General features: G+C 38.6%; 20 protein-coding genes, 1 tRNA gene and 1 other annotated feature. Of the genes, 14 read left to right on the forward strand and 7 right to left on the reverse strand.

Features of this window, described 5'->3' with window-relative positions; all coding sequences use genetic code 11:
- Positions 1-116: 116 nt before the first annotated feature.
- Positions 117-731 (forward strand): ECF transporter S component, encoded by a 615-nt coding sequence (locus tag IAE53_RS01280; protein WP_148423080.1) that lies wholly within the window; start codon positions 117-119, stop codon positions 729-731.
- Positions 732-736: 5 nt separating this feature from the next.
- Here the strand turns inward: IAE53_RS01280 and IAE53_RS01285 are convergent.
- Positions 737-809, reverse strand: a tRNA-Arg gene (locus tag IAE53_RS01285).
- A 109-nt stretch (positions 810-918) separates the two neighbouring features.
- Here IAE53_RS01285 and IAE53_RS01290 point away from each other — a divergent pair.
- The gene (locus IAE53_RS01290; protein ID WP_188352759.1) at positions 919-1,533 is read left to right on the forward strand and encodes an ECF transporter S component; all 615 of its coding nucleotides are present in this window, start codon (positions 919-921) and stop codon (positions 1,531-1,533) included.
- A gap of 196 nt (positions 1,534-1,729) precedes the next feature.
- Here the strand turns inward: IAE53_RS01290 and IAE53_RS01295 are convergent, their stop codons facing one another.
- On the reverse strand, positions 1,730-2,353 hold the full coding sequence (locus IAE53_RS01295; protein ID WP_200135806.1) for a hypothetical protein: 624 nt from the start codon (positions 2,351-2,353) through the stop codon (positions 1,730-1,732).
- 213 nt (positions 2,354-2,566) lie between these two features.
- Here IAE53_RS01295 and IAE53_RS01300 point away from each other — a divergent pair, with 213 nt between their 5' ends.
- Genes IAE53_RS01300 through IAE53_RS01310 form a run of 3 tightly spaced genes read left to right on the forward strand, consistent with a single transcriptional unit; the run spans position 2,567 to position 4,842 of the window.
- Positions 2,567-3,178 (forward strand): WxL domain-containing protein, encoded by a 612-nt coding sequence (locus IAE53_RS01300; protein ID WP_200135807.1) that lies wholly within the window; start codon positions 2,567-2,569, stop codon positions 3,176-3,178.
- 5 nt (positions 3,179-3,183) lie between these two features.
- Positions 3,184-3,816 (forward strand): hypothetical protein, encoded by a 633-nt coding sequence (locus tag IAE53_RS01305; protein WP_200135808.1) that lies wholly within the window; start codon positions 3,184-3,186, stop codon positions 3,814-3,816.
- Positions 3,817-3,825: 9 nt separating this feature from the next.
- Entirely contained in the window at positions 3,826-4,842 is a 1,017-nt protein-coding gene (locus tag IAE53_RS01310; RefSeq protein ID WP_200135809.1) for a DUF916 domain-containing protein, read from the forward strand.
- A gap of 91 nt (positions 4,843-4,933) precedes the next feature.
- On the opposite strand, the gene IAE53_RS01315 is transcribed toward IAE53_RS01310, so the two are convergent.
- Positions 4,934-5,575: a cell wall anchor protein gene (locus IAE53_RS01315; RefSeq protein ID WP_188352755.1), complete on the reverse strand. Its 642-nt coding sequence runs from the start codon at positions 5,573-5,575 to the stop codon at positions 4,934-4,936.
- Positions 5,576-5,849: 274 nt separating this feature from the next.
- On the opposite strand from IAE53_RS01315, the gene IAE53_RS01320 reads away from it, so the two are divergent.
- The 3 genes from IAE53_RS01320 (at position 5,850) to tuf (ending at position 10,082) form a co-directional block, all read left to right on the forward strand.
- On the forward strand, positions 5,850-7,697 hold the full coding sequence (locus tag IAE53_RS01320) for a ribonuclease J (protein ID WP_188352754.1): 1,848 nt from the start codon (positions 5,850-5,852) through the stop codon (positions 7,695-7,697).
- Positions 7,698-7,806: 109 nt separating this feature from the next.
- Positions 7,807-8,730, forward strand: coding sequence for a type I restriction endonuclease subunit R (locus tag IAE53_RS01325; RefSeq protein WP_200135810.1), 924 nt, complete (start codon positions 7,807-7,809; stop codon positions 8,728-8,730).
- A 164-nt stretch (positions 8,731-8,894) separates the two neighbouring features.
- Positions 8,895-10,082 (forward strand): elongation factor Tu, encoded by a 1,188-nt coding sequence (gene tuf / locus IAE53_RS01330; protein WP_080519256.1) that lies wholly within the window; start codon positions 8,895-8,897, stop codon positions 10,080-10,082.
- An 85-nt stretch (positions 10,083-10,167) separates the two neighbouring features.
- On the opposite strand, the gene IAE53_RS01335 is transcribed toward tuf, so the two are convergent.
- Positions 10,168-10,305 carry a hypothetical protein gene (locus IAE53_RS01335; RefSeq protein WP_167497498.1) on the reverse strand — a complete coding sequence of 46 codons (138 nt, stop codon included), beginning with the start codon at positions 10,303-10,305 and terminating at the stop codon, positions 10,168-10,170.
- Positions 10,306-10,444: 139 nt separating this feature from the next.
- Between IAE53_RS01335 and IAE53_RS01340 the strand changes: the two genes are divergently transcribed.
- Both IAE53_RS01340 and IAE53_RS01345 read left to right on the forward strand, forming a co-directional pair.
- Positions 10,445-11,179: an amino acid ABC transporter ATP-binding protein gene (locus IAE53_RS01340; protein WP_148423071.1), complete on the forward strand. Its 735-nt coding sequence runs from the start codon at positions 10,445-10,447 to the stop codon at positions 11,177-11,179.
- 119 nt (positions 11,180-11,298) lie between these two features.
- On the forward strand, positions 11,299-11,739 hold the full coding sequence (locus IAE53_RS01345; RefSeq protein WP_200135811.1) for a universal stress protein: 441 nt from the start codon (positions 11,299-11,301) through the stop codon (positions 11,737-11,739).
- Between the two features lie 35 nt (positions 11,740-11,774).
- Here IAE53_RS01345 and IAE53_RS01350 read toward each other — a convergent pair whose 3' ends face one another.
- The 3 genes from IAE53_RS01350 to IAE53_RS01360 are packed head-to-tail and all read right to left on the reverse strand — an operon-like array spanning position 11,775 to position 13,637.
- On the reverse strand, positions 11,775-12,542 hold the full coding sequence (locus IAE53_RS01350; protein WP_148423070.1) for a peptidylprolyl isomerase: 768 nt from the start codon (positions 12,540-12,542) through the stop codon (positions 11,775-11,777).
- A gap of 2 nt (positions 12,543-12,544) precedes the next feature.
- On the reverse strand, positions 12,545-13,066 hold the full coding sequence (locus IAE53_RS01355) for an SAM-dependent methyltransferase (protein ID WP_148423305.1): 522 nt from the start codon (positions 13,064-13,066) through the stop codon (positions 12,545-12,547).
- Positions 13,050-13,637 (reverse strand): phosphatase PAP2 family protein, encoded by a 588-nt coding sequence (locus tag IAE53_RS01360; RefSeq protein ID WP_200135812.1) that lies wholly within the window; start codon positions 13,635-13,637, stop codon positions 13,050-13,052. Before IAE53_RS01360 ends, IAE53_RS01355 begins: the two co-directional genes overlap by 17 nt.
- Before the next feature lie 91 nt (positions 13,638-13,728).
- Positions 13,729-13,938 (forward strand) — a binding site (T-box leader).
- A gap of 100 nt (positions 13,939-14,038) precedes the next feature.
- On the opposite strand from IAE53_RS01360, the gene leuS reads away from it, so the two are divergent.
- From leuS to IAE53_RS01380, 4 genes are all read left to right on the forward strand, one after another.
- Positions 14,039-16,465 carry a leucine--tRNA ligase gene (gene leuS / locus IAE53_RS01365; RefSeq protein ID WP_200135813.1) on the forward strand — a complete coding sequence of 809 codons (2,427 nt, stop codon included), beginning with the start codon at positions 14,039-14,041 and terminating at the stop codon, positions 16,463-16,465.
- A gap of 89 nt (positions 16,466-16,554) precedes the next feature.
- Positions 16,555-18,498 carry a polysaccharide biosynthesis protein gene (locus tag IAE53_RS01370; RefSeq protein WP_200135814.1) on the forward strand — a complete coding sequence of 648 codons (1,944 nt, stop codon included), beginning with the start codon at positions 16,555-16,557 and terminating at the stop codon, positions 18,496-18,498.
- A 114-nt stretch (positions 18,499-18,612) separates the two neighbouring features.
- Positions 18,613-19,461, forward strand: a complete 849-nt coding sequence (locus IAE53_RS01375; RefSeq protein WP_148423066.1) for a hydrolase — start codon at positions 18,613-18,615, stop codon at positions 19,459-19,461.
- Between the two features lies 1 nt (position 19,462).
- The gene (locus tag IAE53_RS01380; RefSeq protein WP_200135815.1) at positions 19,463-20,377 is read left to right on the forward strand and encodes a hypothetical protein; all 915 of its coding nucleotides are present in this window, start codon (positions 19,463-19,465) and stop codon (positions 20,375-20,377) included.
- Positions 20,378-20,387: the final 10 nt, after the last annotated feature.

Below are 20,387 nucleotides of genomic sequence, written 5' to 3' on the forward strand. Positions count from 1 at the left end.
GATTACAATAAGCTTATAAAAAATGTCTGTTTTGAATCTATAAACAGACATTTTTTTATTGACAAGCTTATCTTTTGAATGTATAGTATATGGCATAAACTATCTAGGAGAATAACATGAGTACCAAAAAAACAAAATATTTGGTTGTAACAACCTTTTTTATGGCGATTGTGTTAGTTCAAATGATTGTGCCGTGGTTAGGGATGTTACCACTTGGCGCATTTGTTGTTGGCGCTTCTGCAACAATCATTCAATTTACAGTTGCTATTGCGGCGATTATTTTAGGACCTAAGTATGGCGCATTCATTGGTGCTTTCTGGGGGGTGTTATCATTTATAAACGCGTTAACACATCCTGGGACTATCGGTTCATTGATGTTTCAAAATCCATTAACGGCGATTGTACCGAGACTCTTGGTAGGTTTGTTAGTTGGCTATCTATTCAATGCACTATTCCGAAATCGTCGAGTAGGCACGAAAGTCTTTGGATTGGGATTGCTAGGCGCAGTCGCCGCTATAATTAACACAACGGGTGTTGTATTGTTAACGACAATGGGTTTTACTGTTATGCATACAAATTTCACTGGTATTCCAACGCATGGTATTTTGCCTTGGTTAGTCGGTATTGTATCATTCAATGCAATTTTTGAGATAATAGTCGGTTTTATTGAAGTCGGCCTTGTTGCTGGTGTTTTGTTACTCATTGCAGAAAAAGCTGATATTAAAGGGTAATTAAATGCGTCCACCCAGACTCGAACTGGGAGCAAAGACTTAGGAGGTCCCCGTTTTATCCCGTTAAACTATGGACGCGGTACTCATAAATTATACCGATTTTAGATGATAAAAACAAATATTATATTGAGAAATCTGCAATCGAATAATGTATACTAACAATAGATAAGTATAAGAGGTGATCATCATGACAAATAATAAGACAAAATATTTGATTGTAGCGACGTTTTTTATGGCGATTATTTTACTGCAAGTCTTAGTGCCATGGCTCGGGTACATTCCGTTAGGCGCTGTTATTGTTGGTGCACAACCAACAATTATTCAATTTACTGTGGCACTGGGGGCTATTATTTTAGGTGGCAAGTGGGGTGCGTTCTTGGGTGGCTTTTGGGGTGTGATTACTTTATGGCAAGCCTGGTCAACCCCTGGTACGATTGGCTCATTGATGTTTCAGAATCCTTTCACAGCACTTGTACCAAGAATTTTGATTGGTGCTGTTGTAGGTTGGCTGTTTAATCGGTGGCTCCGTCAGAAAAATTCCGGTTTTCGTACAATTGGTTTAGGTGCACTAGGCGCATTGTCAGCTCTTATCAATACGGTGGGTGTGGTATTATTCACGGTAGTTGGTTTTACAATCATGAAAACCAATTTTACCGGTATTCCAAATCACAATTTGTTAGGATGGTTGGTAGGGCTTGTATCCTTTAACAGCCTGTTCGAAATTATTACTGGCATTATACTTGTATCTGTCATTGGTAATATCATTTTACCGATGGCACAGCGAGCTGGTATTCACGGATAAACAATCAAACCGCATTGGCGGTTTTTTTATTTGTATTCTGTTAAAAAATATGTAATATTCTGATAAATTTTGATATTTCAGGGATTGATTCAGTATTTTTTATTGAAAAAAATGATGATTAAACGATTCAGAAATGGATTTATTGGTCAAACGATTATGATATGACCATTTATTTGCTACTAACTTGATGCAAAAACTATTGATTTTTTGAAATATTATCATGCCAATGTGTTGTTAAAAAACTAGTATCACTAATCGAGGTGCTAATTAAAAGCTCACTGAGGTATGCGGCTTCATGAACAGGCAACAAAGGATCGGACATTAACCAAGACACAGTGGACTGACCTAAAAAGTGTAGTTGTTGATCGACTATAAAATTGGCGCCATAGTCATCGTGACGAATCAGATTAAATGGTGCCCAGTGCTTTTTGAAATAGCTGATTAATAAATTAAACAGTTCGAAATCTGGACCTAATTGTTGATAAACAGTAATGAGAGACGACTGATTAGCAGACAAAACTTCAAGCACGTGTTGCCTCATAGCGCGATTTCGAATATCAAAGGTTACCGGACCTTCGTGAATTTGACAATGATTGATTGTATCTTCGATTTCCGTGATAATTTTTTGAGTTAGATAATTGCGAAGAATATCAGTAGGTTCGCTAATGTAAAGGTAGCAAGTTTTGCGATTGATATGACATTGACGCGCAATTTGTGAAATAGTAATTTTCTCAAGGGGATAACATTTTAATAAGTCAATAACAGCGTTCAAAATATCATTTTGGCGTCTTTTAGCATTGCGATAGTTGCTATTTTCCATGATTTCACCTCCAAATAATACTAAAAATGAATATTGTGTGAATTTAAAAAGGACAAATATGAATATAATTGACCATAACATTTTATAACATTATTTGTCAAAATAGAATGTGTTCAAGAAAGACTTTACAAGTAGGAATCATTTGGCCAAATGACTTATCGGTCACTATTTGAACGACAAGAGAGCATTTTAAAATATTTTAGGAGAAATATTATGATGAGAACAGTTAAGCGTATAAGTGTAGCACTAGGTAGTTTAGCAACAATGACATTATTGAGTAATGCGACGTATGTAGCAACCCAAAATGTTTCCGCTAATTCATTGTCAGGAAATTCGCGCGTTACTTTTACTGGTAACACAGATCCTGCCAGTAGTTTGAAGTTAACACGAGTTTCTAATTTTGATTTTGGTTCATCCGAACTAAGATCAGGAACGAATACAATGACTGTGCTTGGTGATTATTCTATTTCAGTTGAGGACACGCGTGGCGGTGATCAGGGCTATCAAGTACAAGCAAAAGCATCTGAAATGAAGACTGCTTCGGCTGTTGTCCCTGGACAAAGTTCGGGTCTAACTTTACCAATTAGTAGTTTTAAGCTGACGATTGGTAATGGCAATACAAATTCGATTGGTGGTTCAATTCTTGGAAGCCAAAATAGCGAAATTTATACAGTTGCTAACACAATTGCCACTGGAGATGCTAATTCTAACGGATTAAACAGTACTGGTTTAGTGAGTGCGGCCGTTGACTTTGCCAATACAGGTGTTAAGGCACTTGAGTATAGTGGCACAATCGACTATACCTTGTTAGATGTTAAAGCGTAAAAACAATGATAACTTGGATCAAACAAAAAACTATTTTTTGTGGTCTGTTAGACATTTTGATTGTCAGCAGCTTAATCTCAATTGATCCAGTTAGTGCCAGTATTGCTCATACAGCCAAAGATCCAATTTCTATAGATGCAGTGCCAACATTTTCTGTTGATAGCATTAATTTAAAGGATAAAAAAATGGTGAATGGGCGATTGAGATATCAGTCTAAATCATCAGATTTGGCAGGTCCAAATGTCATTGATAACAGAATTGAAATATGGTCCGGTGGTAAAACAGCTTATCCGTCAAGCAAGCGACCTGGAATTACGGTTTCGGCGAAGGCAAACCCAATGAAATTAAATCGTACAGGTGCTGTGTTGCCTGTTCTAACGTTTAATTTAATTGCGACATCTTATCAAGAACCAGAAAAGTTTCAATGGGGCTATGATTGTGCCGTCTCAAGGCCTTTAAATATTTACGGTAGCTGGCAGCAAGTATTTTGGACAACAGAAGCGACGAAGCAAAATTTTAATAATGAATTAGTGCACTTTTTCATTTATGCTATGGTGGAAATAGACGCGAATGTGCCTATTAAGGCGGGAGATTACACTGGCACAGTGGATTGGCTAACTGCTGAAGTAAGTCATTAAAGGAAAACTATGAAATATTTGAAATACCTTGTTTTAACAACAATTTTTGCTTTAGGTGTTGGATGTCAGGCATCTGTCAGTGCTGATGCCACCGCACCGCTGTTTAGCGTGAAAGCTGAACAACATCCTAATCAAATTGATAAAAAAGTGAGCTATTTTGATTTGAAATTGTCTCCCAAGGACAGTACTCAGCTGAAGCTAAAGCTTTCTAACAACGATAAAGAACAAGCAGTGTTTGCTATTCACGCAAACGCTGCTGTAACCAACGACAATTTGATTATTGATTATAGTCAGAATAATGCTGGACGTCTTTTGACAGGACCGGCTGACTTTCATTTTAATCGAATCGTTAATTATAATGGTCCTAAAATTGTGACTGTACCAGCTAAGACTATAGTAACAATCGTTGTTGACGTTAACATGCCGCAACAGCCTTTCAATGGTATTATCGAAGGCGGTATCTATATCACAAAACAGTTAGATGATAAGACAAAAGAGCAGGGTGGTATGCAGAATCGTTTTAGTTACGTGATAGGCTGTGTGATACGAGAAAATGATCAGCAGGTTCAACCAAAAATTGTTGCTAAAACCATCAAAACAAAGACACAATTATATCGCCCCAATGTCATCTGGAAAATGTCGGCGCCAAATCAAATCAACATCTCTGATTTAACTGTTGACGGTGATATAACGGATCTTCAAAATAAAAAACAAATAATGTCACGTCATGAAACCCAACGTCAAATTGCGCCAACATCTAACTTTAATTTGGTGTTTAAAGGGGATAATGATTTGAAGTCCGGACGTTACTTGGCAAAAGTAGTGATGAAGGATAAACAAGGGCATATTTGGCGATTCTCGCAACATTTTACAGTTGGTACTTCGGTCAAAACCCAAATGGTCAAAAGGTGGACGATGAAGTGGTGGTATTGGCTCTTGATCATATTGTTAATTACAATCACTTACAAACTTTATCAACATTTTAAGCAAAAAAAGCAAATTTTACGGCACGAGAAGAAGTCATAACAGCTAACGAATCATGTTGAGCATATTGCTCAACAATACATAAAATAGTCATCAAAAAAGTCAATTTCGATTTTGAAATTGACTTTTTTGTTTATTGAAGTCCAGTTTGTGATTTACTGCTAGCAATCAATTGGACATTATTTTCACTGCCACTTGGTGTAAATATAATGACTACTTTGGCACCGCTTTGACTCTGCCATGTGGCATAGGCATACTGGCTATCAGCCGTCAAATAGGTTGGGTCACCATAAGTTTGACGAATGGTATTGTATGAAGTGCTACCTAAGGCTAAGTTGTTATATGCTGACAGTGTCCACTTGCCCACTGTGGTTGTTGCAACACTGCTTGAGGTTGCACTTGACGAAACACTGCTGCTGGCTGAACTATCAACAGGTGCTTGTGTTGCGTCTTGTTTTGCACTACTAATAGCAGCTGCTACTTCGCTACTAGCGCTTGCTGGTGCTTGTGTTACAGTGACAGTACTTGAACTTTCAGCGCTAGAAACTTCACTTGTAGAAGATTCTGTAGTAGATTCTGTACTAGAAGTTGATGCTTTTTTAGTTGCTTTTTTCTTTTTACTTGAACTCGTACTAGATGATGAAGTGGTTGTTTTACTGTCATTAGATTGTTGCCCAAGAACTGTAAAACCGACAATAACCAGTGCGACGACGATTACCAACGTGATAATTAAATTCCGTTTTTTATGTGATTTTTTAAAAGGTTGACGCTGCATGAAAAATAAATTCCTTTCTGAGTGGGGAAGATTTTGCCAATGACTTGACGTTTGCTGATCAACTAATAATAGTCGAGTGTAGGCTACATCAATAATAACAGAAAATGAGAGAAAAGTATGTTAAAATAGAAGCTAGTGACGTATCGAGACAAGCAACAAGGATGACCTCAGTGTTATAAGACCAGTAGAATCCTGTTATGATTTATACGAAAAAAAGAGAAAGCAAACAACCCTGTTGCTTGCTATTTTCAAATATCATTTATAAGGAAGAATTATGACTAATTTAAGTATTATTCCGTTTGGCGGGGTCCGCGAAAACGGGAAAAACATGTATGCTGTGACTGTGAATGACGAAATTTTTATTTTGGATGCTGGGCTGAAATATCCCGAAACTGATCAGCTTGGTGTTGATGTGGTTGTACCAGATTTTGAGTATTTAATCAAAAATACAGATAAAATTGCTGGTGTATTTTTATCACATGGACACGCTGATGCGATTGGGGCATTACCTTATTTTCTGCAACAAGTAAATGTGCCAATATTTGGTTCTGAATTAACGATTGAATTAGCTAAACTGGCTATCAAGGATCAAGACGCCTTAAAAGATTACGACGATTATCATGTTGTCAATGAAAAAACTGAAATTGATTTTGGCGATGTCAAGGTATCATTTTTCAATACTACACACTCAATTCCAGAATCGCTAGGGATTGTGCTAGGGACTGAATACGGGCAAGTTGTATATACTGGTGATTTCAAATTCGACCAAACTGCTGAAAGTTACTATCGGACAGATATTGCACGTCTAGTGGAAGTTGGTCAAAGTAAAGTCTTGGCATTATTGGCCGATGCGGCTGGTACAGAAGGCGGCGCTGACTCAGTTAATGAATCGAAAATTGGCGATTATATTTTAGAGACGTTCCGAGACAATAAGAAAAAACGCATTATTGTTGCTGCGGTTGCGTCAAACATTCAAAGAATTCAGCAAGTAATCAATGCCACTGCTGCAACAAAGCGGCAACTGGTTTTGTCGGGAAACGATATTGAAAATGTCGTGAGAACAGCAATTCGTTTGAAAAAGTTGCATTTGCCAATTCCTGAAAGTAAGCTTTTTGTGAATTTGAAAAATGCCAAAAATTTGGCGGCTAGTCAAACCGTCATTCTTGAAACCGGTCGCATGGGAGAACCGATTAAACATCTTAACCGGATGGCTAATGGCGAGGATAAGTACGTTCATATTGGTGAAGAAGACCTCGTATTTATAACGACGACGCCTTCAACTGCAATGGAGGGCGTTGTTGCGAAGACGCGGGATATGTTGTTTAAGCAGGGAGCAGATGTCAAGCAAATCAGTAATGATATGCGGTCAAGTGGTCATGCCTCTCGCAATGATCTACAAATGATGATTAACATCATGCAACCGGATTATTTTATGCCTATTCAAGGTGAGTATCGTGTGATGACAGCTGCAAAAGATGCTGCTGAGGAAGTCAATATTCCCGAAGACCATATCATGATGGCTATGAAAGGTGATCAATTCAAATGGCTGGATGATCACTTTGAGTTACAAGATTCATTTACAATTGGCGAAACACTGATTGATGGCGCAGGAATCGGTGATATCGGTAATGTAGTGCTTCGCGATAGGCGCATTTTATCTGAAGATGGTATTTTTGTTTCCGTCGTGACGATTGATCGCAAAAAGCGGCAAGTTGTTTCAAAACCCAAGTTAACATCGCGCGGCTTTGTGTATGTTAAAGCAAATCGTGATTTGATGAAGGAAGCCTCAGACTTAACAGTTAAACAAATTGAAGATTACCTTAGTAATACTAAAAATTTTGACTGGAATGAGCTGAAAAATAGTGTTCGAGAAGTACTTTCACGATTCTTGTTTGAACAGACTCGTCGTCGCCCAATGGTGATGCCCGTGGTAATGGAAGTTAATCAAAACAGACGACCAAATAACCATAAGTCAACAACGACACAATCGGGAGCGCAATCAAATAAGCGTCAAACACCAAAAAAACCAAATAATCCCAATGTTACTAAGGTGACAAAGACTGTTAAGAAGGGACCACGTCGTCCAAACAATCGCCGTCCGCAACCCAAAACGGCTGAATAATAAAAACCCCAACTCAATTGAGTTGGGTTTTTGACTAATCAAGAAAGGAGTATCGTAACAATTATGAGTTGATTTTTAATTTTCATAATTTGTTATGTGACCGAAAAAAATGACCGACCATATTACGCCAGAAACACAAGCACTTATTGACCGTGCGCGACTAGAGATGAAACAAGAAAACTGGCACGATGCTGCGGAAACACTTGCTGACTTATATGAAAACTTGCAGACCTTTGACATTAATTATCGCTTAGTGACAGCTTTATTTATGGATAAACAATATCAATTAGCTTCCTCCTATGCTGACGATTTTTTGGCAGAATATCTCGACGATGAAACACATTTTCGAATGATAGTGGCACTAGCAATCCAAAATCAGAGCTTTGTTTACGCGCAACAATTAGCAATGTTATGGGATGATGAACAAACACAGTCAGATATTCTAGATGAAATTAGAACTGCTGAAAATCACGCCAAAGACACAATGGCAACAACTTTAGCAACGATTAGTCGTCAGTTTTATCACATGAGCGACTATGATTTGGATGCGCAACGTAATCGTTATGAAGCTGCTAGAAGATTACCGGTAGCTGATTTTGTTATTGGGGCCAAATTCTTATTAGTTGATCCGTTTGCTTTGCCATTAATACGTGCTACTTTATTAGAGGACTTGCAAAAATTAGATATTCAAGAACCTATTCAATATCGTTGGCTAGATGATCAACTTTACACTATCCGTCTGGACCAAATTAATCCGTTGACGAGTTCCGAAGTTTTTGAAAAAATTGCAACATTAATTGATGACCGACTTGGACAAGAAGATCCCGTAGCCTTGGAAATGCTAGCGCATCAAATGCGGTTAGAATTAACACTCTTATACCCGCAAACTGATGATGTAATTATCGATGCTGACAGTTGGGTCGATAGTAGTTTGGATCGCTACTATGGACAATCAAATCATACTGAAGTTGGACTGCAAAAATATTGGCATGACAAAGTAAATAAAATTACAAACAGCTTTTTTGAAAATTAATTTTAAAAGTATTTACATTTTCTTAATAAGTCGGTATAATAATTTTTGGCTTCAAGAGCCGGAAAAATGCAAGTTACTTGTTGTCTTTTGACGGCTTGCGTTGTAAAATATATTTATAAACATTTTTCAGAATTACTGAAAAATGAATTTTGGAGGAAACTACATTGGCTAAGGAAACTTACGTTCGCACTAAGCCCCACGTTAACATTGGTACTATTGGACACGTCGATCACGGAAAGACGACTTTGACTGCTGCTATTTCAAAGGTATTGTCTGAAAAGCAAGGTAAAGTAGCAACTGATTTTGCTGAAATTGATAACGCGCCTGAAGAAAAAGAACGTGGTATCACTATTAACACTTCTCACATCGAATATGAAACTGAGAAGCGTCACTATGCCCACATTGATGCCCCAGGTCACGCGGATTACGTTAAGAACATGATCACTGGTGCCGCTCAAATGGATGGTGCTATTTTGGTTGTTGCTGCAACTGATGGTCCTATGCCACAAACACGTGAACACATTTTGTTGGCACGTCAAGTTGGTGTTGACTATCTTGTTGTGTTCTTGAACAAGACAGACTTGGTTGATGATGAAGAATTGATTGACTTGGTTGAAATGGAAGTTCGTGAACTTTTGTCTGAGTATGACTTCCCTGGTGATGATATTCCTGTTATCAAGGGTTCAGCATTGAAGGCTTTGGAAGGTGACCCTGAACAAGTTAAGGTTATCGAAGAATTGATGGATACTGTTGATTCATACATTCCAGAACCAAAGCGTGAAACTGACAAGCCTTTCTTGATGCCTGTCGAAGACGTCTTCACAATTACTGGTCGTGGAACAGTTGCTTCTGGTCGTGTTGACCGTGGTGTATTGACTACTGGTACTGAAGTTGAAATCGTTGGTTTGAAGGATGAAGTTAAGAAGACTACTGTAACTGGTATCGAAATGTTCCGTAAGACTTTGGAAGAAGCTCAAGCGGGTGACAACATTGGTGCATTGTTGCGTGGTGTTGATCGTAACGAAATCGAACGTGGTCAAGTTTTGGCAAAGCCAGGTTCAATTCAAACACACAAGAAGTTCAAGGCCGAAGTTTATGTCTTGAGTAAAGAAGAAGGTGGTCGTCATACACCATTCTTCACAAACTACCGTCCACAATTCTACTTCCACACAACAGATGTTACTGGTGTTGTTGAATTGCCAGAAGGTGTTGAAATGGTTATGCCTGGTGACCAAGTGACATTCGAAATCGAATTGATCTCACCAGTTGCCATTGAACAAGGTTTGAAGTTTACTGTTCGTGAAGGTGGCCATACTGTTGGTGCCGGAACAGTTACTGAAATCGAAGACTAATATTATTAGTTTTAAAGGAACATGCATTGCATGTTCTTTTTTTAATAAAAAAACAAGTACGCATTAGCATACTTGTTTGGTGTGATTATTTAGGTGTCTCAGTCTTGTTGTCTCGACCTAAAGCAGCCGTTCGTGCAACATCATCTTCCTTTGCATTTGGTAAAATGAAAAGGTCATCTATCGGGGTTGTTTGAGTTTCTTCACGATTAACAATTTTTGCCATTATGGTCCTCCACTTTTTCTTAATTTTACATTATTTTTTATGCAAAAATATACATTTTATTCAAATTATAATGTATATAAAGTGCATATTTATGATAGACATGTATAATATAATTTAATAATTCGAAACGGAGAGCGATATGGCTGATTTATTGGTGATTGAAAATTTAACAAAGAAATTTGGTGACAAAACAGTTTTTAAAGGTATTAACGTTACTGTAAAGAAAGGTGAAGTGATTGCTGTCATAGGCCCATCAGGTGCAGGTAAATCAACATTTTTGAGAGCGATTAATATGTTAGATGCCCCGACAAGTGGCGAGGTTTTGTTCGAGGGAAACCAACTAACCAATTTAAAAGAAATTCAGCTTGATCAGCTTCGTGAAAAAATGGGTATGGTTTTTCAAGGGTTCAATCTATTCCCAAATCTGACAGTTCTTGAAAACATCAAATTAGCACCCCTTAAAGTAAAGGGGCAAGATGATAAAATTGCCACAGAAACAGCTAAACGGTTATTGGCACAAGTCGGATTGTCTGACAAGGCAGACCAATATCCTGCAAGCCTTTCTGGTGGTCAAAAACAGCGTGTGGCAATCGCACGTGCGCTGGCAATGTCCCCCGATATGTTACTTTTTGATGAACCAACAAGTGCATTAGATCCGGAAATGGTTGGTGAAGTCTTGGCAGTAATGAAGCAACTGGCAGAGGATGGCATGACGATGATTGTGGTCACACATGAAATGGGTTTTGCACGAGAAGTTGCGGATCAAGTGTGGTTTATGGCTGACGGTGGTATTCAAGAAATTGCTGAACCAAAAACTTTCTTTGAAACGCCCAAAACAGAACGAGCGCGAGACTTTTTACAGAAAGTTCTATAATCTTATGACTGCGATTGATACTTAAATTTACTGAAAATGATGTAACTTATTAAAAGCGCTTACATTTTTGGAGAAATAGCGTTATAATAAAAGTATCAAGAACGATAAGAGGTTGGGTCATGGCATATCAGAATATTTTAGTAGCAATCGACGGTTCAGAGGTATCGAACACTCTAATTAAAAAGGTGATTGAATTTGCTCCAGAAGCACATATCGACATTTTAACTGTTGTCGATACCAATGGCGGTGGCTATTTTGGTTCAATTGCGATGAGTGATGATGTTGTATATCAGATGGAGCAAGACGCTGAAGCTTCGATCAACAAGGCTTATGAGTATGCGCAGAGTTTAGGTCATACCAATGTCGATGTTCATGTTCGTTTTGGATCACCAAAGCAAGTAATTGCTCGTCACTTTCCTAAGGATCACAAAAATGATTTGATTGTGATTGGGGAAACAGGGTTGAGTCGACTGCAACGGGCAATGGCAGGAACCGTTCCATCATTTGTGACACAAGTTGCTAATACAGATGTTCTCATCATGCGTACTTCTGAAAAGTAAAAAAACACCAAATGATTTTCAACATTTGGTGTTTTTTACTTGGCCTCTTTAATAATCGTGATGTTAGTAATTTTGACAGGATCAACTGGTTTTGATGCTTCTCCAGAAGCGTTATCCTTAACCTTTGCTTCAGCAATTTTGTCTACTACTGACATGCCTTTGATTACTTGACCAAAGACAGTGTAATCGCCATCTAGGCTAGGGACACCACCTTTTTTATAGGCATTATAAATTTTTGAAGGGTAATTATTGGCGTCGACTTGCTTTGAAAGATTTTTTTTGTTTTGAACGATGAAAAATTGACTACCATTTGTGTCTGCTCCAGCATTAGCCATTGATACTGCGCCTCGAATATTATAAAGTGATTTACTAATTTCATTTTTGAAACCATTACCACTATCAATGCTACTGTCTTTGCCTTTCCAAATTGACTCTCCGCCTGAGCCGTCACCCTTGGGATCGCCACCTTGAATCATAAAATTGTTAATCACACGGTGAAAGATTGTATTGTTATAGTAGCTTTGTTTAGCATGGGTGATAAAGTTTTCAACAGCTAATGGTGCATATTTGTTAAATAATTTGATAGTGATATCGCCATAACTCGTATGCAGCGTGACTTCACTTTCATTCTCAGACACAGTATTAGTCAATTGAGGTAAAGCAACTTTTTCTAACTTTGGATCCTTTTTTGTGGTTGACGTCTCTGAGTTGGATGAGTTAGCGAAATGCTGGTAGCCAACAATACCAGCGATTAGCAGTACAAGAATCACTGCCATTATGATTTGTGGGGCGAATTTTTTCATGATTAAATCCTTTCGATGACAAATGTCTGAGTTGTGGATGTCGTATAGTTTGCTTGACTGAAATCTTCTGGAATAAGTTCTGACAAATAATCTAGCCAATCTTTTGGCGTTGCATTAAATTTTGTAACCAAGAGACCACCATGCGTTAGTTTTGGCAAAACTAACGCAATTTGATCAATCAGATTTGAGGGCTGATCATGTGTGTTTTCTGTATCAGACGAATAATCAAAAATTGCAACACTAATTTGTTTTCGTTCGCCCATATCAGTACGTAATTGTTGTGTAATTTGGTGGCCAAGCAAAGTGACACGTTCTGATAAACCGCTCATGAAGAGTGAGGCGGCTGCGGCGTTGGCGTTATCTTTTGTGGTTGCATAGCTCAATACATGACCTTCGTTACCAACACGCGTTGCTAAAAAGCGTGTATTAACGCCATTAGCTGTTGTCCCATCCAAAACCAAATCACCAATTTTAATATTTTGTTCAATTAATTGATGTGTAAATGTATTACTTGACGGAATCATCATGTACTCCTTTATTTTTGAAAAATAATTGTTGACTGGCAAAGAGCATGGTATATGCTATTGTCATGCCAGCTAAGATATCACTCGGATAGTGAACATTGACGTAGACGCGACTAACGGGAATTAAAATGATTAATCCAATCAGCAGATAGGAAGCTAAGTGGCATAGCCAATTAGATTTTAGGTGACGATGTAAAATGATAATTAGGCTGCCATATAGTAAAACGGCTACCATCGCATGTCCCGAAGGAAAACTAAATCCAGATGCAGGAACCAGATGAGGTGTTGGACGCGGTCGAGCAATAATATTTTTAAAGATTTGGTTGCTTAAACCCGCAAACACAATCACATTAAATCCAATGAATAGCGTTTCACGATAAAAGTGGTGATAGATGAGCCAAAGTGAAATAGTTGCCAGAATAATAGCACTCCAACTGACATTACCAATACTAGTAATTGTTGTGAAAAACCAGTTATATTGATGATCGTAATGTTGAATTAATCGTTGCCCAAAGGTGTCAAATTGTCGTATGAATTTAGCTTTCAACAAAACACCAATTGTTAAAGTCATAAAAGTTATCAAAGATATCCAAGGCAGAATAGGGATTGTGTGTAATTTACGCATACAATGATTATACCCGATTGTGTAGAGATGTGATATAATGAAATCATTATAGTCAACATTAGTACGTATGGCGGGGTTGTAGAGAATAAGTGGCGCTGAAAACTTATCAAACAAAATACGGAACTCGGTTGATTGAATTACGGGTGAAACATCAAGTAGTCTGTAACGTTTGCCCGCGTTAAGGCAAATAGAGACGTAGTCGTACGTGAACATAGGTGGTACCGTGAATTCAAATTTCGCCCTATGTCATGCTTTTTTGCATGGCATAGGTTTTTTTATTTGAAGACGGCTAATCTAAAGAGTGCTTGATGTTTCACTTGGAATAAATCACACAAAGGAATAAATTTATGGCATATAATCACAAAGAAATTGAGCATAAGTGGCAAAAATATTGGGATGATAATCAGACATTTAAAGCGCCAGATAAATCAGATAAACCTAAATATTATGTTTTGGATATGTTTCCTTATCCCTCAGGGCAAGGACTGCACGTCGGCCATCCAGAAGGTTATACAGCAACGGATATTGTTAGTCGTTACAAGCGTGCTAAGGGTTTTAATGTCTTACATCCCATTGGGTGGGATGCTTTTGGGCTGCCTGCTGAACAATACGCTATTAAAACGGGTAATAATCCTGCTGGCTTTACAAACAAGAACGTCCAAGTTTTTAAAAAACAAATTAAGGCTTTAGGCTTCTCGATTGACTGGTCAAGAGAAATTAATACAACTGATCCGGAATACTATAAATGGTCACAATGGATTTTTGAGAAGTTGTACGAAAAAGGTTTGGCATATGAAGATGAGATTATGGTTAACTGGGCGCCTGATTTTCCAGGCGGTGGTATAGTTGTTGCCAACGAAGAAGTGGTTGATGGTAAAACTGAACGAGGTGGTTATCCAGTGTATCGCAAACCCATGAAGCAATGGGTTTTACGTATTACTGCATACGCAGATCGCTTGTTAGATGATTTAGAAGAACTAGATTGGCCTGAAGCGATTAAAGAACAACAACGGCATTGGATCGGTCGATCAACTGGGGCTTCTGTTAACTTCAAAGTTGATGGCTTTGATGAAGAAATCGAAGTCTACACAACGCGACCTGATACTCTGTTCGGGGCCAAATATATGGTATTATCTCCCGAACACGACTTAATTGAAAAAATTACGACGCCAGATCAAGCAGAGACCATTGCCGCCTATCAAGCTATGGTTGCAACTAAGTCTGATTTGGAGCGAACTGATCTTAACAAAGACAAAACGGGTGCTTTCACAGGTGCTTATGGTATTAATCCAATAAATGGTGAAAAATTGCCAATTTGGATTGCCGACTATGTGTTGTCATCATATGGTACAGGCGCGATTATGGCGGTTCCAGCTCATGATGAACGTGATTTTGCATTTGCTAAGAAGTTTGATTTACCAATTACACCAGTAATTGCTGGTGGTGATGTGAATGAAGCTGCATATACAGGTGACGGCACGCATATTAATTCTGGTTTTTTGGACGGATTAAATAAGCAAGAGGCTATTAACACTGCGATTGACTGGTTGGAAGACAATCACGCTGGACATAAACAAGTCAATTATCGATTACGGGATTGGATTTTTTCTCGTCAACGCTATTGGGGTGAACCAATCCCAGTCATTCATTGGGAAGACGGGACACAAACTCTCGTACCTGAGGAAGAGTTACCACTTCGCTTACCAGAAATGACGCAAGATCAATTGAAGCCTTCAGGTACTGGTGAATCACCACTTGCAAATGCGACGGAGTGGTTGAACGTGACACGAGAAGATGGTGTTAAAGGACGACGTGAGACCAACACCATGCCACAATGGGCCGGATCTTCTTGGTACTTCTTACGGTATGTTGATCCACATAACTCAAAGGTTTTGGCAGATCCAGAAAAGTTAAAATACTGGATGAATGTTGATTTATATGTTGGTGGTGCTGAACACGCTGTTCTGCACTTATTGTATGCTCGTTTCTGGCATAAGTTTTTGTACGATTTAGGTGTTGTACCAACGAAAGAACCGTTCCAAAAGCTTGTCAACCAAGGTATGATTTTAGGTGAAAATCACGAGAAGATGTCTAAATCAAAAGGCAATGTGGTTAATCCAGATGAGATTGTTAATGACTATGGCGCCGACACACTGCGTGTATATGAGATGTTCATGGGACCATTAACACAAAGCAAGCCATGGTCTGAAGAAGGCGTTGCTGGGTCACGTCGTTGGTTGGATCGTGTGTGGCGATTACTAGTTGATGATGAGGGCAAGTTGCGTGACCATGTAACAACGGTAAATCCTGGCGATCTGGATAAAGTTTATAACCAGACTGTCAAAAAAGTCACTGATGATTTAGAGAACATGCGTTTCAATACGGCAATCTCGCAATTGATGGTTTTTGTTAACGACGCTTATAAGTCAGATGCTTTACCAATTGAGTATATGAATGGCTTTGTACAAATGTTAGCACCGATCGCACCATTTTTGGCAGAAGAATTATGGCAGAAATTAGGCAATACTGAAGGTGTGAGTTACGAACCATGGCCAACTTATGATGAAAACCAGCTTGTCGAGGATACGGTTGAAATTATTTTCCAAGTCAACGGTAAAGTGCGTGGCAAAGCAACTGTTGCCATAGATATTGATAAAGATGCTATGGTCGAAGCTGCTAAAGCAGACGATAATGTCCAAAACTTTATTAACGGCAAAGAAATTCGTAAAGTTATTGCGATTCCTGGTAAGTTTGTTAATATTGTAGTAGGCTAAAAATTTAAACGTTGTGACATTTATATCAATGATGTTACGTAAATCCTCACCTAGGTGAGGGTACATATCAAAAAATGGAGTCACTAAATATGTCGGATGATCAACGTCCAGAAAATCTCAATAGCGGAAATCGTGTTGATAAAATCAATGTGGATGGACAAATGTTAAGTGCTGAGGAAATTTTGGCACGTGCACGTAAACGTGTGCAAAATAAACAATCACCATCAAATGCCAGTGTTTCAGTACCTCAGTCTCATCAACAAAAAGTGATGTCCGATGCTGATATTGCGTTATTAAAGCAAAAAAATGATCGAGCGCGCAAAAATATTATCCAAAAAAAGCCTAACTTGACGGTAACAGAGACCACAAATACGCAACCACAAACTGTTGTACCTTCACCTATGCCAGATGTTAACGACAACCAGGCAACATTGGTAAAAGGTTCCGCATGGCTGTCAGTTGGTAATATGGTGTCGCGTATCTTGGGTGCGTTGTACATTTTGCCTTGGATGGCAATGTTGGGTGTGTACGGTAACCGAGCAAATGGTTTATTTACACAGGGCTACAATGTTTATGCTGTCTTTTTGGCTATCGCGACGTTTGGCATTCCAGCGGCGATTTCAAAGATTGTTGCCGAACTTACTGCTAAACAGGACATTTATCGTTCGAGACAACTCACTAGGCAGTCAATTTGGCTTGGAATTGGTTTGGGCATTCTATTTGGCGCCATTTTATATATTGCAGCGCCGTGGTTGTCTAATGGAAATGCTAATGTCATACCAGTACTACATTCTTTGGCGCCAGCAGTAGCGATTTTTCCACTCATGTCGATGATTCGGGGTATTTTTCAGGGGCACCAATTAATGAGTGTGTCAGCGATGTCACAAGTGATTGAGCAAATTGCTCGCGTCGCTTATATGCTTGTCACGGCAGTGATTATTTTAAAGTCGAACCCGACAAATTGGACAGGTGTTGTCGTGCAATCAACTTTTGCCGCATTCATCGGTGCTATTTTCAGTATGCTGGTTTTGATATGGGGATGGGCAAAGTATCGTCACATTTTGGTGCAACCAATTGAAAATGTGCAATCGACAAATCATGCCCCAACATTTGGTTTGGTTTTGAATATTTTAAAAGAGTCATGGCCGTTTATTATTATTGGATCAGCAATCACGCTTTTCCAACTGGTTGATCAGTATACTTTTTTTGACATTATGAATCATTTTTTTGCCAATTCAAACACTGAACTACTCAATCAATTTGCATTGTTTAGTGCCAACCCTAACAAGTTAATCATGATTATTGTGCCGTTTTCTACTAGCATTGCAGCTACGGCCTTGCCAATGCTATCGGGCAGTAAAGCAACACTAACTCATGGGGATATACAGACGCAATTGAAACAAGTTATGAAATTGTTTGCTTTAATCATGTTACCAAGTGCTTTGGGAATGTATGCTGTTGCGGGACCTTTATATAAAATGTTTTATCCAATTGGACCCTCAAATCAAGATGGAATCTATTTGCTTCAATATTCGACTATTTTGGCCATTGTGTTCAGTCTATTCATGCTACTATCATTCGTGTTACAGGCATTGTCGGAAGTGTCGATCGTGATGAAAGCATTTGTAGCAGGATTTGTAATTAAAATTGTTTTGCAAATACCGTTAATTCGTTTTTTCGAAGGAATGGGTGCTTTAATGGCCAGCGTCATTGGCATGGCGGTTGCGATCGCTTACATGCTTGATTTCTTAAAATCAATGTATGGCGTATCATTTAGTACAATTGGGCGTGAATTGTGGCGCATGTTTGTGGCATCTGCTGTAATGGCAGTAATTGCCAGATTAGTCGTTTTCTTTTTCAGCAACTTTGTATTCCCGATGGATACTAAACTATCTGTTACGGTTACAACGTTTGTTGCCGTATTAGTTGGAGGCACTGTTCTAATTATGACTTACCTTCGTATCGGGTTAGCTGATGAATTATTAGGATCTAAGATGCGATTTGTGCCAAAAATATTACGTTCAAAGCGATGAGTATTCATCGCTTTTTTGATAACATAAAATATTCTAAAGATGGTATTTTTTAGACGTTTTATACGGTATGCTAAAATTAGGTTTTAAACTAGTGTTTCAACGGAGGCATATCAAATGACAGAATCACAAACTGTATTGCAGCCGGAATTAATTAATCGGCTCGATAGTAAGATAATGTATCTTGGACAATTACAGTCCGCAATTATGGCTCATCAAATACCGCAAATCTATGAATTAATTGATTCTCAGCAGTTTAATGAACAAATTCGGCAAAGAGCACATGCAGATAGTAATGCCAGCCTAGCACAAATGGTTGTTGACATTCACAATGAGTTAGCTACATTTCTTGCGCCCGAATTGATCCACTATTTAAAGGCGCATTTTCAATTTCTAGTATTTGAAGCTATTGATGGTGAGCCCGCAATTTATCAAGTTTTCATAGGTGATTGGTGGAACCATCGCCAAATTGGTACGCTTGATGTTTTGGCTTTGACCTTAGAGGTTGATCAAAAAATGATGTTGACCTTGCACAATGTCTCGCAATTACCAGATGGGGTGAACAATAACGATAATCAAGTCCGTGAAATTAAACAAATCATGACGGGGTTGCAGGCATTTTTAGATGATGAGACGAAGCGAAAACTTGAGGTTCAAGTGATTGAAGATCAATTAGCGCAATTGAAAGAAAATAAGTCAGGTTTACTTGGACGTACGGACAAGAAAGCCCGTGAAGAGCTTGAAAACAAGCGAGAATTATTGCTTGCTTCTCAACAACGAGTGCCTGAAGTCAAAGAAAAATTGCAGTCACATCAAGCTGAAATTTTAAAATTAGAAAAAGATGATGCGATTCATCGCCTAGAGCTGGAACAAATTTTAACATATTTTGACAGCGTCAAAGCATTTGGTGAAAAGATTAGTCATCTTTATGTAGATTATTTAAACGCATTATTGCAGAAGAAGTAATATGACTTTCGATAATTTTGAGTATGCCCAACAATTGAAAAAAGATTTAATGGTGATGCAGCGATGGCAGGTATTAGTTGAAACATTGTCTCAAGCTGAGACAACAACTGACATCCTAGAAGTCGTTGATAAGATACTGGCATTTGATGTTCGTGAGGCTACAATTCTTCGTGTTGCCAGTGAGCATTGGTATCCCAGTACGCACTGGGTAACATTGGCTTTCGCGAAGCTCGCTGGCATGTCTTCTTTATCTGAGACAAGCGTTGTGCTGCCACAATTGCAAAAGGTGGCGGAATTGCATTTTGCTGAGTTTCCTAATGCATCATTTCGATTCACATCAGCACCTCTTGTAGCAGGTGGTTATTACCTAGAAGAAATTTCACAAAACTTGCGTGTATTGTATTGGGATATGTCGCGTCGTCGTTTTTATCTGGATACTAACCAGTTTGGTCAATTAGTCCAAACAGAAGCATTACAGTTGGCGGGGCTACCTGCTTTGAAATCGTTTCAACAGCGCTTGACCGGTATTGCTGATCAGCTTAGAGAAGTGGATTACGATGTCGATGTAATCGGAATTGACGCTAAAAATAGCCTTGATTTAACCATGAGAGGTAAGGATCTACCAGTTGATGTTTTAGATAGTTTGTTTGTTGCGGCTGCAAAGCAGCATTTTGTGCTAAAAAGTCATCAAGGACAAAAAACAGGTGCCACGCTACAAATTGCCGATGTAACCCTTGATATTATTCAAAATCGTGATGAGAAGGGGCATAGCTTTTGGCATTATGATATTATAGATAATAGCCAAGATGTGACACTGTATTCGTTACTTCAACAATTACCGTTTTTGGCACAGTGGTACAACATGTGGTTAGAACAAGTTGGTTTAAAAGATCATCGAGAAGTTTTTGTAGAATGAGAGGGAAATC

Origin of the sequence: Leuconostoc sp. S50, assembly GCF_016624925.1 — a bacterium.
Classification (GTDB): Bacteria; Bacillota; Bacilli; order Lactobacillales; family Lactobacillaceae; genus Leuconostoc; species Leuconostoc pseudomesenteroides.